At 70.9% G+C, this 12,922-nt stretch carries 15 protein-coding genes; 13 read left to right on the top strand and 2 right to left on the bottom strand.

Going from position 1 to position 12,922, the window contains the following annotated elements; genetic code table 11:
• The 10 genes from ACTZWW_RS21665 to ACTZWW_RS21710 form a co-directional block, all read left to right on the top strand.
• On the top strand, positions 1-789 hold a 789-nt coding region (locus ACTZWW_RS21665), incomplete at its 5' end, for a 2-oxo acid dehydrogenase subunit E2 (protein ID WP_444783042.1).
• Between the two features lie 351 nt (positions 790-1,140).
• Positions 1,141-1,536, top strand: a complete 396-nt coding sequence (locus ACTZWW_RS21670; protein WP_444783043.1) for an endonuclease domain-containing protein — start codon at positions 1,141-1,143, stop codon at positions 1,534-1,536.
• On the top strand, positions 1,529-2,134 hold the full coding sequence (locus ACTZWW_RS21675; RefSeq protein WP_444783044.1) for a GNAT family N-acetyltransferase: 606 nt from the start codon (positions 1,529-1,531) through the stop codon (positions 2,132-2,134). The genes ACTZWW_RS21670 and ACTZWW_RS21675 overlap by 8 nt, the downstream gene beginning before the upstream one ends.
• A gap of 24 nt (positions 2,135-2,158) precedes the next feature.
• Positions 2,159-3,595: a dihydrolipoyl dehydrogenase gene (gene lpdA / locus ACTZWW_RS21680; protein WP_444783045.1), complete on the top strand. Its 1,437-nt coding sequence runs from the start codon at positions 2,159-2,161 to the stop codon at positions 3,593-3,595.
• A gap of 71 nt (positions 3,596-3,666) precedes the next feature.
• Positions 3,667-4,134 carry a hypothetical protein gene (locus ACTZWW_RS21685; protein ID WP_444783046.1) on the top strand — a complete coding sequence of 156 codons (468 nt, stop codon included), beginning with the start codon at positions 3,667-3,669 and terminating at the stop codon, positions 4,132-4,134.
• 4 nt (positions 4,135-4,138) lie between these two features.
• On the top strand, positions 4,139-4,399 hold the full coding sequence (locus tag ACTZWW_RS21690; protein ID WP_444783047.1) for a hypothetical protein: 261 nt from the start codon (positions 4,139-4,141) through the stop codon (positions 4,397-4,399).
• Between the two features lie 34 nt (positions 4,400-4,433).
• Positions 4,434-5,183: a hypothetical protein gene (locus ACTZWW_RS21695; protein ID WP_444783048.1), complete on the top strand. Its 750-nt coding sequence runs from the start codon at positions 4,434-4,436 to the stop codon at positions 5,181-5,183.
• A 98-nt stretch (positions 5,184-5,281) separates the two neighbouring features.
• Positions 5,282-5,536 (top strand): GlsB/YeaQ/YmgE family stress response membrane protein, encoded by a 255-nt coding sequence (locus ACTZWW_RS21700; protein WP_444783049.1) that lies wholly within the window; start codon positions 5,282-5,284, stop codon positions 5,534-5,536.
• Between the two features lie 137 nt (positions 5,537-5,673).
• Entirely contained in the window at positions 5,674-6,663 is a 990-nt protein-coding gene (gene lipA, locus ACTZWW_RS21705; RefSeq protein WP_444783050.1) for a lipoyl synthase, read from the top strand.
• 12 nt (positions 6,664-6,675) lie between these two features.
• Positions 6,676-7,125: a type II toxin-antitoxin system RatA family toxin gene (locus ACTZWW_RS21710; RefSeq protein ID WP_444783051.1), complete on the top strand. Its 450-nt coding sequence runs from the start codon at positions 6,676-6,678 to the stop codon at positions 7,123-7,125.
• A 186-nt stretch (positions 7,126-7,311) separates the two neighbouring features.
• On the opposite strand, the gene ACTZWW_RS21715 is transcribed toward ACTZWW_RS21710, so the two are convergent.
• Together ACTZWW_RS21715 and ACTZWW_RS21720 are read right to left on the bottom strand one after the other, a co-directional pair.
• Positions 7,312-7,821, bottom strand: coding sequence for a CinA family protein (locus tag ACTZWW_RS21715; protein ID WP_444783056.1), 510 nt, complete (start codon positions 7,819-7,821; stop codon positions 7,312-7,314).
• Positions 7,821-9,035, bottom strand: a complete 1,215-nt coding sequence (locus ACTZWW_RS21720; protein ID WP_444783052.1) for a bifunctional 2-C-methyl-D-erythritol 4-phosphate cytidylyltransferase/2-C-methyl-D-erythritol 2,4-cyclodiphosphate synthase — start codon at positions 9,033-9,035, stop codon at positions 7,821-7,823. Before ACTZWW_RS21720 ends, ACTZWW_RS21715 begins: the two co-directional genes overlap by 1 nt.
• A 141-nt stretch (positions 9,036-9,176) precedes the next feature.
• Here ACTZWW_RS21720 and dusB point away from each other — a divergent pair, with 141 nt between their 5' ends.
• From dusB to ntrC, 3 genes are read left to right on the top strand one after another with little or no spacing between them, the layout of a single operon-like run.
• Positions 9,177-10,223 (top strand): tRNA dihydrouridine synthase DusB, encoded by a 1,047-nt coding sequence (gene dusB, locus ACTZWW_RS21725; protein WP_444783053.1) that lies wholly within the window; start codon positions 9,177-9,179, stop codon positions 10,221-10,223.
• Positions 10,220-11,314, top strand: coding sequence for a two-component system sensor histidine kinase NtrB (locus ACTZWW_RS21730; protein ID WP_444783054.1), 1,095 nt, complete (start codon positions 10,220-10,222; stop codon positions 11,312-11,314). Before dusB ends, ACTZWW_RS21730 begins: the two co-directional genes overlap by 4 nt.
• A 32-nt stretch (positions 11,315-11,346) precedes the next feature.
• Positions 11,347-12,795 (top strand): nitrogen regulation protein NR(I), encoded by a 1,449-nt coding sequence (gene ntrC, locus ACTZWW_RS21735; protein ID WP_444783055.1) that lies wholly within the window; start codon positions 11,347-11,349, stop codon positions 12,793-12,795.
• The last annotated feature ends 127 nt before the right edge of the window (positions 12,796-12,922 follow it).

Here is a 12,922-nt window from a genome sequence, read left to right on the forward strand (position 1 = left end):
TTGCGGCAGGCGCTGATCGAGCGCGCCAGGCCGGCGACGATGGCGCAGGGGCGCAAGGTCGACCAGGTCAAGGCGATGTTCGAGGCGGGCTCCTACGAGGAGGTCCAGCTCGACGGCATGCGCAAGACGATCGCCAAGCGCCTGCTCGAGTCCAAGCAGACCATCCCGCATTTCTACCTGACCATCGACGTCGAGCTCGACGCCGCGCTGGCGCTGCGCGGCCAGCTCAACGCGGCCGCGCCGACGAAGGACGGCAAGCCGGCGTACAAGCTCTCCGTCAACGACTTCGTCATCAAGGCGCTGGCGCTCGCGCTCCAGCGCGTTCCGAACGCCAACGCCGTCTGGGCCGAGGACCGCATCCTCAAGCTGAAGCACTCCGACGTCGGCGTCGCGGTGGCGATCGAGGGCGGGCTGTTCACGCCGGTCATCCGCAAGGCCGAGACGAAGACGCTCTCGGCGATCTCCGCCGAGATGAAGGACCTCGCGGGGCGCGCCCGCACGAAGAAGCTCAAGCCGGAGGAGTACACCGGCGGCACGACGGCGGTCTCCAACCTCGGCATGTTCGGCATCCGCGAGTTCGCCGCCGTCATCAACCCGCCCCACGCCACGATCCTCGCGGTCGGCGCCGGCGAGAAGCGGGTCGTCGTCAAGGGCGACGCTCCCGCCGTGGTCCAGGCGATGACGGTGACGCTGTCCTGCGACCACCGCGTGGTCGACGGCGCGCTCGGCGCCGAGCTGCTCGCGGCGTTCAAGGGGCTGCTCGAGAACCCGATGGGGATGCTGGTGTGAGCCGAGGCCTCTTCCATCGCGGAGGAGGTCGCGGGGAGGTGACTTCTGGGCGGGCCTCGCCGGGGGTGCCGACGTCGAGCGGGGTCTTGGAGGGCTTCATCGCTGGAGAGGTGATCCTGCGGCACCCCCACCCCCGGCCCCTCCCCACAGGGGGGAGGGGAGACGGTCGGCGCCAGTCACGCCTGTCGAGGCGGTCTCGGTCGCGAATGCGAGGCGCCTTCCTTCCCCCTTGTGGGGAAGGTGCCCCCGAAGGGGGCGGATGGGGGTCGTCGTGCTGCGCTCCCGGGTCGCGGTGAGCACGGATGCCGGTGCTGGGATGTGCACGCGGAGACGAAGCGGGAGGACAGCGCGATGGCTTGGAACCAGCCTCCAGCGAGATCGCCGTCGGCGGCCGCCCGCCGGGCCGCAGGTCCGCTTCGGCGGCGCCTGAGCCCCGCCGAGAAGCGCCTCTGGTGGTGCTTGCGCCACCGGCTCGCGCTCGATGGCACGCACTTTCGCCGGCAGGTCGCCCTCGGCCCTTACGTCGTCGATTTCTGCTGTCTGAAGCACAAGCTCGTCATCGAGGTGGACGGCGCGAGCCATTCCTATGACGCCCAGCAGGCGCGTGACGCCGTGCGGGATGCGACGCTCGAGGGGCAGGGTTTTCGCGTCCTGCGCTTCACCAACGACGCGGTCCTGCGCGAGATCGACGTGGTCATGGACACCGTCCATGCCCACCTGGCCGAGGACGCCGCTGTCCATGCCTGACGCCGCGACCTCCGCCACCATCCGCCCCGCAACCCCCGCGGACGCACGGGACGTCGCGCTCCTGTGGGACATGGCCAATGCCGGGCACGTGGCGAGCGTGTTCGCGCGGGTGGCCGACGGGGCGCGCAGCTGGCTCGACGCCGCGGCGGCCGAGATCGCGCGACCGTCCGGGGAGATGTCGTGGAAGAACGCCGTCGTGGCGGAGGCGGGCGGCGCCGTCGTCGGCGCGCTCGTGGCGCTGCGGCTCGCGGAGCGTATCTCGCGGGTGGCGCTCATGCGCCTGCCGCCGGACCAGCGGGCGCACTACGAGCTGCTCGCCAGGGTCCACGGCGCCTTCCTCCTGCGCGACATCGCCGTCCTTCCGGATCACCGCGGCCGCGGCATCGGCGCGGCGCTGATCGATGCGGGCGTCGCGCGCGCCCGCGCGGCCGGCTGCGACGCGCTCGCCGTCACCACCCACGAGACCAACGCCGTCTTCCGCCGCCAGCTCGGCAAGCGCGGCTTTCGCGAGATCGACGGGACGCCCGTGCGCCAGCACGCCCGCTACGCGCCGGAAAGCCGCTGGATCCTCCTGACCCGCCCCGTCGAGGGCGCCTGACCGCAGACGAGAGAGACGAGCATCATGGCCGACACCTACGACGTGATCATCATCGGCGCCGGCCCCGGCGGCTACGTCGCCGCCATCCGCGCGGCGCAGCTCGGGATGAAGACCGCCGTCGTCGACCGCGAGCATCTGGGCGGCATCTGCCTGAACTGGGGCTGCATCCCGACGAAGGCGCTGCTGCGCTCGGCAGAGATCTTCCACTACATGTCGCACGCCGGCGACTACGGGCTTTCCGCGCAGGGTGTCTCGTTCGACATCGGCGCCGTGGTGAAGCGCTCGCGCGGGGTCTCCGGCCGGCTCAACGGCGGCGTCGGCATGCTCCTCAAGAAGAACAAGGTCGACGTGATCTGGGGCGAGGGGTCGATCGCCAAGGCCGGCGAGGTGACGGTGAAGCCGGCCACCAGGTCCGTCGAGGGCCCGCCGGTGCCAGCGCCGAAGGGCGCGCTCGGGCCGGGGACCTACAAGGCCAAGAACATCATCGTCGCCACCGGCGCGCGCCCGCGCGTGCTGCCGGGGATCGAGCCGGACAAGAAGCTGATCTGGACCTATTTCGAGGCGATGGTGCCCAAGGAGATGCCCAAGTCGCTGCTGGTGATGGGCTCGGGCGCCATCGGCATCGAGTTCGCCTCGTTCTACCGCACGATGGGCGCGGAGGTGACCGTCGTCGAGGTGATGCCGCAGATCCTCCCCGTGGAGGACGCGGAGATCGCGCAGATGGCGCGCAAGCGCTTCGAGAAGCAGGGCATCAAGATCCTCACCGGCGCGAAGGTGACGAAGGTCGAGAAGGGCGCGAGCTCGGTGACCGCGACGATCGAGACCGAGAAGGGCTCCCAGCAGATCACGGCGGACAAGCTGATCTCGGCGGTGGGCGTCGTCGGCAACGTGGAGGGCCTCGGGCTCGAGGCGCTCGGCGTGAAGATCGAGCGCGGGATCGTCGTCACCGACGGGCTCGGGCGCACCAGCGTGCCGGGCGTCTTCGCCATCGGCGACGTCGCCGGCCCGCCGATGCTCGCCCACAAGGCCGAGCACGAGGGCGTCATCTGCGTCGAGACCATCGCCGGCCTGCACACCCACCCCATGGACAAGGGCATGATCCCCGGCTGCACCTACTGCCACCCGCAGGTGGCGTCCGTGGGGCTCACCGAGGCCAAGGCCAAGGAGCAGGGCCTCCAGGTTAAGGTCGGCCGCTTCCCGTTCGCCGGCAACGGCAAGGCCATCGCGCTCGGCGAGCCGGACGGGATGGTCAAGACCATCTTCGACGCCAAGACCGGCAAGCTGCTCGGCGCCCACATGATCGGCGCCGAGGTGACCGAGCTGATCCAGGGCTACGTGGTCGCCATGAACCTCGAGACGACCGAGGAAGAGCTGATGCACACGGTCTTCCCGCACCCGACGCTGTCGGAGATGATGCACGAGAGCGTGCTGGATGCGTATGGGCGGGTGATTCATACGTGAGGATGCGCGCGGGGCTTGCGTGCAGGAGTGTCGGCCGATAGGCTCAGATTCTCACTCCCACCAGTGTCGACATGTTCCTGACGCTCATCGTCGTTGTGTGCCTTGGTAGCGCCGGCGCCGTGATCTGGGCGGGCGCGCGCTATCCCAACGCGTTGGGCTCCTGGGCTACGGCCGTGGTTCTGGTCGCTCTCCCTCTGGTGACGTCGATCGGAGGGACGCCGTCGGGACTGGCCGGGCTGCGCGAGCTCGACTCCTATCTGCCCTTCGCCAGCGATCTCCTCCTGGTGCTCGTCGGGCTCAGCGCGATCGTGGTGCTCGACGCGGCGGCGGCACGCCGGCACGATCGCCTGCAATGGGCGTTCTGGATCGGCCTCGTCGTCAGCTTGGCAACCGTCGCGATCGCGCTGCACTGGAACACGGGACTTCGCGCGGCAAGCGCGAACGGTGCGACCATCACCGACGTTTCCCTCGTCTTGTCCTATGTCGGAGTGCTGCTTATCATCTCGTTGTCGCTGCGGCTCGCAACAGCGGAGGATTGAATAGATGCACGAAATTCTGATCGTCCTTCCCTGGCTTGGCGCAGTGCTCGTCATCTACGGGCTTCGGCGCGAGCTGGCGAAACGCGGCAGGGAGATCACGGCTTGGTGGGGGATGCGGTTCGCTGCGAGCGGCAGGGCCACCGACCGCCGACGGGGCGAAGAGACGTGCCGAACGACCGATGGCGAACTCGAAGAACTGCGTCGTCGCTACGCCGAAGCTCCAGAAGACACGCGCGCCGCGGTCATGAAGTTGCTCGCGCGCTGAACCCCGTTCGCTGGAGCACCGACCGCACTCGCCCATGCCCGAACCCGCACCCCCGCATACGCCCGAGACCCGCATTCGCGACAGCCGCCGCATGAAGGCCGTGCTCGTCGCCGCCGCCGCGCTCGCCTTCGCGACGGCGCCGCTGGCGTTCCCCTTCGCGGGCTTCGATCCCGATCTCTTCCCCGTGCCGCAGGTGGATCCGCCGGTGCAGCCGGCGGGCTATGCGTTCGGGATCTGGGGGCCGATCTACCTCTGGCTCCTGACCTCGGCCGCCTTCGGCCTCGTGCGGCGCGGGGACGATCCGGCGTGGGACCCCCCGCGCTGGCCGCTCGCGGGCAGCCTGATCGTCGGCGCGGCCTGGCTCGCCGTGGCGCAGGCGAGCGCGCTGTGGGCGACGGTGCTGATCTGGGTGATGCTGGTCCTCGCGCTCGTGGCGCTCGCCCGCACCCCGGCGGCGGATCGCTGGCTCTACCGGGCGCCGGTCGCGCTCTACGCCGGCTGGCTCACGGCGGCGTCCTGGGTGTCTATCGGGCTGTTCGGGGCCGGCTTCGGCCTCTGGCTCGGGGCGTACGGCTGGGCGATCGCGTGCCTCGTGGGCGCGCTCGTCACGGCGGGGCTCGTGCTGACGCGCCTGCCCGGCATCCCGCTCTACGCCGTCGCGGTCGTCTGGGCGCTCGTCGCCGTCGCCGTGGCGAACTGGGGCGAGGGGTGGAGCATCGTCGCACTGGCGCTGGCGGGCGCCGCCGCGATCGCGGGGCTCGGCTGGCGCAACGCCCGCGCCTGACGCGATCCGATCGGCGGACCCCGGGAACGCCCGAGCTTGCCGCGGCGTTGCAGGGGTGCACACTCACGCTTCCCCATCGCTCGAGGAACGAAGAACCCATGTCCATCATCGCCTGGATCGTGGTCGGCATCATCGCCGGCTTCATCGCCGAGAAGATCACCGGCCGGAATCACGGCCTCCTGACCAATCTCATCGTCGGCATCATCGGCGCCTTCGTCGGCGGCTTCCTCGCCTCGCTGCTGGGCTTCTCCTATTCGCAAGGCTTCAACCTCGCCTCGATCGTCGTCGCGACCATCGGCGCGGTCGTGTTCGTGTGGATCCTTGGGCTGATCCAGGGACGGCGCGGGCGCTGAGCGCGGGCCTGCCCCGCGCCCGGCGTGCGGTCCCTCGCCGCGTGGGATTTGCGTCTTTCGCGGCGACGCCCTAGATCAGGGCGACGTCACGAGCCGCGCACTGCCCGCGCGGCGAAGCCGGATCGGATCGGGAGAGCATGACCGTCGTTCTCGACCTCCTCGCCAAGGACACGCGCGCCAAGGACGGCCTCGCGAAGGACCAGCGCCCGCGCCACCCGGAGAAGGCGCATCGGCCCGACCAGCCGCTCCAGCGCAAGCCCGACTGGATCCGCGTCAAGGCGCCGGGCTCGCCCGGCTGGGCCGAGACGAAGCGGATCGTCAAGGAGAACGGGCTCGTCACGGTCTGCGAGGAGGCGGGCTGCCCGAACGTCGGCGAGTGCTGGTCGAAGAAGCACGCCACCTTCATGATCATGGGCGACACGTGCACCCGCGCCTGCGCCTTCTGCAACGTCAAGACCGGCATGCCCGAGGCGCTCGATCGCGCCGAGCCGGAGAACATCGCCATCGCGGTGGAGAAGCTCGGCCTCGAGCACGTGGTGATCACCTCGGTGGACCGCGACGACCTCGAGGACGGCGGCGCGGAGCACTTCGCGCAGGTGATCGGCGCGATCCGCGCCCGCTCGCCCAAGACCACGATCGAGGTGCTCACCCCGGACTTCCTGCGCAAGCCCGGCGCGCTCGAGGTCGTGGTGAAGGCCCGGCCCGACGTGTTCAACCACAATCTCGAGACCGTCCCGTCGAAGTACCTCAAGGTGCGCCCCGGCGCGCGCTACTTCCACTCCATCCGCCTGCTCCAGCAGGTGAAGGAGCTCGACCCGACGATCTTCACGAAGTCCGGGATCATGGTCGGTCTCGGCGAGGAGCGCAACGAGGTGCTGCAGCTGATGGACGACCTGCGCTCGGCCGAGGTCGACTTCATGACGATCGGCCAGTACCTGCAGCCGACGCGCAAGCACCACCCGGTCGTCCGCTACGTGACGCCGGACGAGTTCAAGGCCTACCAGACGACTGCCTACGCGAAAGGCTTCCTGCTCGTTTCCGCGTCACCGCTGACGCGCTCGTCCTATCACGCGGGCGACGACTTCGCGCGGCTCAAGGCCGCACGGCTCGCCAAGCTCGGCCGCTGACGCGACACCGCCATGCCGTCCTTCCGCACCACGCGCCGCGTCCGGCACACGCCGGATGAGATGTTCGCCCTCGTCGCCGACGTCGAGCAGTACCCCAAGTTCGTGCCGCTCTGCGAGGACTTGAAGGTTCGCCGCAAGGTGCAGAGCGGGGAGGGGGTCGAGACGCTCGTCGCCGACATGACGGTCGGCTACAAGCGCATCCGCGAGAGCTTCACGAGCCGCGTCACCCTCGACCCAGCGCGCAACCGCATCGACGTCGAGTACGTCAACGGCCCCTTCCGCTACATGGAGAACCGCTGGACCTTCAAGCCGGCGGGCGAAGGGGCCTGCGACGTGGAGTTCTACATCAACTACGAGTTCAAGAACTTCGCGCTGGGCATGCTGATGGGCACGATGTTCGACCGCGCCTTCCGCAAGTTCTCCGAGGCGTTCGAGGCGCGGGCGGACGCGATCTATCGGTGAGGGCGTCATCCCGGATGCCGAAGGCAGTCCGGGACCCAGAACCGCAGGCGCCCGATGGAGCGGCGTTCACGCCGCGGCGCGCGACGCCTCCATCGGGGTTTCGTGGACGCGCGCGCTACCGCGCACGCTGAGAGACATACCTGGGCGTCTGGGCCCCGGGCTTGCTCCGCGGCCCGGTGAGACCAACTACGCCGCTGCGTGATCGGGCCCCAATGCCGCCTCCAGAAGCCCCAGCGCGTCCGCCACCGTCCGCAGCCGCACCATCGACCGCCCGAGGTCGCCGTAGCGCATCTCCAGGTGCCGCACCGCGCCGCCGCGGCGGGCGCAGGCGAGGTGGACGAGGCCGACCGGCTTCTCCACCGAGCCCCCGCCGGGCCCGGCGATGCCCGTGACGGCGATCGACACGTCGGCGCGCGACGCGCCGAGCGCGCCGACCGCCATGGCGCGGGCGGTCTCCGCGCTCACCGCGCCGTGCGCGTCGAGGATCGCCGGCGGCACGCCGAGGCAGTCGCTCTTGGCCTCGTTCGAGTAGGTGACGAAGCCGCGCTCGACCACGGAGGACGAGCCGGCGATGTCGGTCAGCAGGCCGGCGATCAGCCCGCCGGTGCAGCTCTCGGCGGTGACGACCCGCAGGCCCGCCTCGCGATAGGCGTCGAGCAGGGCGGTCGCGGTCGCGCGCATCTCGTCGGGGAAGATCACGCCGAGACCTCCGGGAGACGGATCGTCGCGGCGGCCTGGGCTGCGATCCCCTCGCGCCGGCCGGTGAAGCCCAGGCGCTCGGTCGTCGTCGCCTTGATGGAGACGCGCGAAACGGGGATGTCGGCGGCACGCGCGATCGCCTCGCGCATGGCCTCGCGGTGGGGGCCGACCTTGGGGGCCTCCGCGAGGATCGTCGCGTCCAGGAGGTCGATCACCCCGCCGCGGGCGCGCACCCGCTCCGCGGCGAAGGCGAGGAAGCGGTCGGAGGAGGCGCTCTTCCACTTCGGGTCGGAGGGCGGAAAATGCGTGCCGATGTCGCCCTCCGCCAGCGCGCCGAGGAGCGCGTCGGTGAGCGCGTGGAGCACGACGTCGCCGTCCGAATGAGCGAGCACGGCGCGCTCGTGCGGGATGCGCACGCCGCCGAGCCAGACGTGGTCTCCCTCGGTGAAGGCGTGGACGTCGAAGCCGGTGCCGAGACGGGTGATCATGCGCGCCTCCCCGCCGCCCACGGCGGCGAAATCCTCGGGGCGGGTGAGCTTGACGTTGCCCGCCTCGCCCTCGAACACGGTGACGGGATGGCCCGCCCATTCCATCAACGCGCCGTCGTCCGTGAAGTCGTCGCGGCCCGCCCGGGACGCGGCGCGATGGGCCTCGAGCAGGGCGACGAAGCGGAAGCCCTGGGGCGTCTGCACGGCCCGCAGGCTCGCCCGCGGCGGCGTCTCGACGACCCGGCCCGCCTCGTCGACGCGCTTGACGGTGTCGACGACGGCGATGCCGGGGATGGCCGCGCCGGTGGCGATCGTCGCCGCGACGGCCCGATCGATCAGGTCGTGGGAGAGGAACGGCCGCGCCGCGTCGTGGACGAGCACGATCTCCTCCGCGTCGCCGTTTCGCGCACCAAACTCCTCGAGCCGCGCGAGCCCGCGTGCGACCGAGTCCTGGCGCGTGGCGCCGCCCGGGACCGGCGAGACCAGCTTCGCGCGGGCGTCCGGATCGAGGGCGGCGACGACGCGGGCGTAGAAGCCGCCGTCGTCGGGGTGGGTGACGACGAGGATGCGGTCGATCGCCTCATGCGCGCCGAAGACGGCGAGTACGCGGCCGAGCACGCTCGCGCCGCCGACGAGGCGGTATTGCTTGGGATCGCCCGCACCGGCACGCGCGCCGCGACCCGCGGCGACGATCAGGGCGGCGATGCGAGGCTTTGCGGACAAGGGTCTTTCCTGGTCGGGCTGTCACACGAATGTGGTGATAGAGAATGCCGCCTCCAGAGGCAAACGCCTGTGCGGATCGCGAGGCGTGCGCGCGGCACTTGCCAATTTCACAGGCTTGGCTAATTGTTGGGCACAATGACGATGCAGCAGAATCTCGTGCCCCCGCCCGAACGGACGCCGCAGGCCGACGCGCCGGTCGCGTGGCGGATCGGTGACGTCCCGGTCTCCCGCCGCGCGGTGCTCGCGCCGATGTCCGGCGTCACCGACGTGCACATGCGACGGATCGCGGCCGCGTTCGGCGCGGGCCTCGTCGTGTCCGAGATGGTCGCCTCCGACGACTTCGTGAACGGCGACGAGGAGACCCGCCTGCGGGCGGAGGGGGAGGGCGTCTCCCCGCACGTCGTCCAGCTCGCCGGCTGCGATCCGCGCTGGATGGCGGAGGCCGCGCGTCTCGCGCAGGCGAACGGGGCGGACGTGGTCGACATCAACATGGGCTGCCCGGCCAAGCGCGTCACCGGCGGCTGGGCCGGCTCGGCGCTGATGCGCGACCTCGACCACGCCACCGGGCTGATCGAGGCGACGGTCGCCGCGGTCGCGATCCCCGTCACGGTGAAGATGCGGCTGGGCTGGGACGACGCCGCGCGCAACGCGCCGGAGCTCGCGCGGCGCGCCGAGGTCGCCGGCGCGCGGGCGATCACCGTCCACGGCCGCACCCGCCAGCAATTCTACAAGGGGCAAGCGGACTGGGACGCGATCGCGCCCGTGCGTGACGCGACGACGCTGCCGCTCGTCGCCAACGGCGACATCGCGACCCTGGAGGATGCCCGCGCCTGCCTCGCGCGCTCGCGCGCCGACGCGGTGATGATCGGCCGCGCCGCGCTCGGCCGGCCCTGGCTCGTGGCCATGATCGGGGAGGGGCTCGCCGGCCTCGCTCCCCGCGCGCCGTCCGCCGCGGAGAAGGTCGCGGCGATGCGGGCGCACTACGAGGGCCTGCTCGCGCTCTATGGCCGCGCCATGGCGGTGCGCCACGCCCGCAAGCACCTCGCCGCCTTCGCCGACCACGCCCGCGGCGACGGCTTCGCGCTGCCGCCCGCGGCGCGCGCGCGCCTCGTCACCACCGAGGAGCCCGCCGAGGTGCTCGACCTGATCGGCGCGGTCTACACCCACCCGCTGCGAGAGGCCGCATGAAGACCCCGACCACCGACGCGGTGATGAACGCCCTGCCGCTGCCGGTCGTCACGGTCGGGCCGGACCACGTCATCCTCAACGCCAACGCCGCCGCGGAGAGCTTCCTGGAGGCGAGCCAGCGGGTGCTGCGCCGGCAGAAGCTAAGCGACTTCATGCCCTTCGGCTCGCCGGTTCTGACCCTGATCGAGGAGGTTCGCCGCCGCGGCGTCTCGGTCAGCGAGTACCGCGTCGACATCGGCGGCCCGCGGCTCGGCGTGGAGCGCATCGTCGACGTGATCGCCTCGCCGATGCCGGAGGACCCGCAGACCGTGGTGGTGATGATCCAGGAGCGGACCATCGCCGACAAGATGAACCGCCAGCTCACCCACCGCACCGCGGCGCGCTCGGTGACGGCGCTCGGCGCCATGCTCGCCCACGAGATCAAGAACCCGCTCTCGGGCATCCGCGGCGCGGCCCAGCTGCTCGAGCAGTCCGCAGCCGACGAGGACCGCGTCCTCACGCGGCTGATCTGCGACGAGGCGGACCGCATCGTGAAGCTCGTCGAGCGCGTCGAGCTGTTCGGCGAGCAGCGCCCCGTGGAGCGCGTGCCGGTCAACGTCCACAGCGTGCTCGATCACGTCAAGCGCCTCGCCCAGACGGGCTTCGCGCGCCACCTGCGCATCGTCGAGAGCTACGACCCCTCGATTCCCCACGTGCTCGCCAACCGCGACCAGCTCGTCCAGGTCGTGCTCAACCTCGTCAAGAACGCCGCCGAGGCGATCGGGCCCGACGCGCTCGAGGGCGAGATCGTGCTCTCCACCGCCTTCCGCACGGGCGTGCGCCTCGCGATCCCGGGCTCGGCCGAGCGCGTCTCGCTACCCATCGAGATCGCCGTGCGCGACAACGGCCCCGGCATCCCGCCCGAGCTCGTTCCCGACCTGTTCGACCCCTTCGTCACCACCAAGGCCAACGGCTCTGGCCTGGGGCTTGCATTGGTGGCGAAGATCGTGGGCGACCACGGCGGGATCGTCGAATGCGACCCCGCGCCGCGAAAGACCACGTTCCGCATGCTCCTGCCCATGCACGCGGCCGAGGACGGCCGCGGCTCGTAAAGCGTACCCGACAGCCCCCGAGAGTGCCTCACATGCCCAGCGGACACATCCTCCTCGCCGACGACGACGCCGCCATCCGCACGGTGCTCAACCAGGCGCTCTCGCGCGCCGGGTACGAGGTGCGCTCGACCTCCAACGCCGCCACCCTGTGGCGCTGGGTGGCGCAGGGGGACGGGGACATCATCATCACCGACGTGGTGATGCCCGACGAGAACGCCTTCGACCTCCTGCCGCGCATCAAGCGGCTGCGGCCGGAGCTGCCGATCATCGTGATGAGCGCGCAGAACACGTTCATGACCGCCATCAAGGCGTCCGAGCGCGGCGCCTACGAGTACCTGCCCAAGCCCTTCGACCTCAAGGAGCTCGTCGCCGTGGTCGGGCGTGCGCTCTCGCGCCCGCGCGGGCCGGTCTCGTCCGCGGAGGGGGAGGGGGAGGACATCCCCCTCGTGGGCCGCTCGCCGGCCATGCAGGAGATCTACCGGGCGCTGGCGCGGCTGATGCCGACCGACCTCACCGTGATGATCACCGGCGAGAGCGGCACCGGCAAGGAGCTCGTCGCCCGCGCCCTGCACGACTACGGCAAGCGCCGCGCCGGGCCGTTCGTCGCCGTCAACATGGCGGCGATCCCCCGCGACCTCATCGAGAGCGAGCTGTTCGGCCACGAGAAGGGCGCCTTCACCGGCGCGACCCAGCGCTCGGCCGGGCGCTTCGAGCAGGCCGAGGGCGGCACGCTGTTCCTCGACGAGATCGGCGACATGCCCATGGAGGCGCAGACGCGGCTCCTGCGCGTGCTCCAGCAGGGCGAGTACACGACGGTGGGCGGCCGCACGCCGATCAAGACCAACGTGCGCATCGTCGCCGCGACCAACAAGGACCTGCGGATCTCGATCCAGCAGGGGCTCTTCCGCGAGGACCTGTTCTTCCGCCTCAACGTCGTGCCGCTTCGCCTGCCGCCGCTGCGCGAGCGCGTGGAGGACATCCCCGATCTCGCGCGCCACTTCTTCGCGCTGATCGAGAAGGAGGGGCTCGCCCGCAAGCAGATGGATTCGGAGGCGATGGACCGCCTCAAGCGCTATCGCTGGCCGGGCAACGTGCGCGAGCTCGAGAACCTGATCCGCCGGCTGGCCGCCCTCTACCCGCAGGACACGATCACCGGGCCGATCATCGAGGGCGAGCTCGACGTGCGCCCGATCGAGAGCGTGATCGGCGCCGGCGCCGACGACCCGGAGGCCCCGGAGACGCTGTCGGGCTCCGTCGAGCGGCACCTGACGCGGTATTTCTCCAACTTCCGCGAGACGCTGCCCCCGCCGGGCCTCTACCACCGCATCCTGCGCGAGGTGGAAGGCCCCCTCATCGCCGCCGCGCTCACCGCCACGCGCGGCAACCAGATCCGCGCCGCGGAGCTGCTGGGGCTGAACCGGAACACCTTGCGCAAGAAGGTGCGGGATCTGGACCTGCCGGTGATACGGACGACGCGGTGAGGTCGCGGATTTCGCGAACGGCGGATCAAAGCCGCCGACCGCCTCCTCCCCGCAGGGGAGGACGGAGGCCGAATGTTCGGACCGGATATATCCCTGACGGAATGGACCGGTTGAGTGGTTGACAGTT

The organism is Salinarimonas sp. NSM, from assembly GCF_052380005.1.
GTDB lineage: Bacteria > Pseudomonadota > Alphaproteobacteria > Rhizobiales > Beijerinckiaceae > Salinarimonas.

Excerpts from the sequence above, each read along its gene's own strand:
- ACTZWW_RS21670 (WP_444783043.1), top strand. The coding sequence starts at position 1,141 with ATGGCTTGGAACCAGCCTCCAGCGAGATCGCCGTCGGCGGCCGCCCGC.
- ACTZWW_RS21675 (WP_444783044.1), top strand. The coding sequence starts at position 1,529 with ATGCCTGACGCCGCGACCTCCGCCACCATCCGCCCCGCAACCCCCGCG.
- lpdA (WP_444783045.1), top strand. The coding sequence starts at position 2,159 with ATGGCCGACACCTACGACGTGATCATCATCGGCGCCGGCCCCGGCGGC.
- ACTZWW_RS21685 (WP_444783046.1), top strand. The coding sequence starts at position 3,667 with ATGTTCCTGACGCTCATCGTCGTTGTGTGCCTTGGTAGCGCCGGCGCC.
- ACTZWW_RS21690 (WP_444783047.1), top strand. The coding sequence starts at position 4,139 with ATGCACGAAATTCTGATCGTCCTTCCCTGGCTTGGCGCAGTGCTCGTC.
- ACTZWW_RS21695 (WP_444783048.1), top strand. The coding sequence starts at position 4,434 with ATGCCCGAACCCGCACCCCCGCATACGCCCGAGACCCGCATTCGCGAC.
- ACTZWW_RS21700 (WP_444783049.1), top strand. The coding sequence starts at position 5,282 with ATGTCCATCATCGCCTGGATCGTGGTCGGCATCATCGCCGGCTTCATC.
- lipA (WP_444783050.1), top strand. The coding sequence starts at position 5,674 with ATGACCGTCGTTCTCGACCTCCTCGCCAAGGACACGCGCGCCAAGGAC.
- ACTZWW_RS21710 (WP_444783051.1), top strand. The coding sequence starts at position 6,676 with ATGCCGTCCTTCCGCACCACGCGCCGCGTCCGGCACACGCCGGATGAG.
- dusB (WP_444783053.1), top strand. The coding sequence starts at position 9,177 with ATGCAGCAGAATCTCGTGCCCCCGCCCGAACGGACGCCGCAGGCCGAC.
- ACTZWW_RS21730 (WP_444783054.1), top strand. The coding sequence starts at position 10,220 with ATGAAGACCCCGACCACCGACGCGGTGATGAACGCCCTGCCGCTGCCG.
- ntrC (WP_444783055.1), top strand. The coding sequence starts at position 11,347 with ATGCCCAGCGGACACATCCTCCTCGCCGACGACGACGCCGCCATCCGC.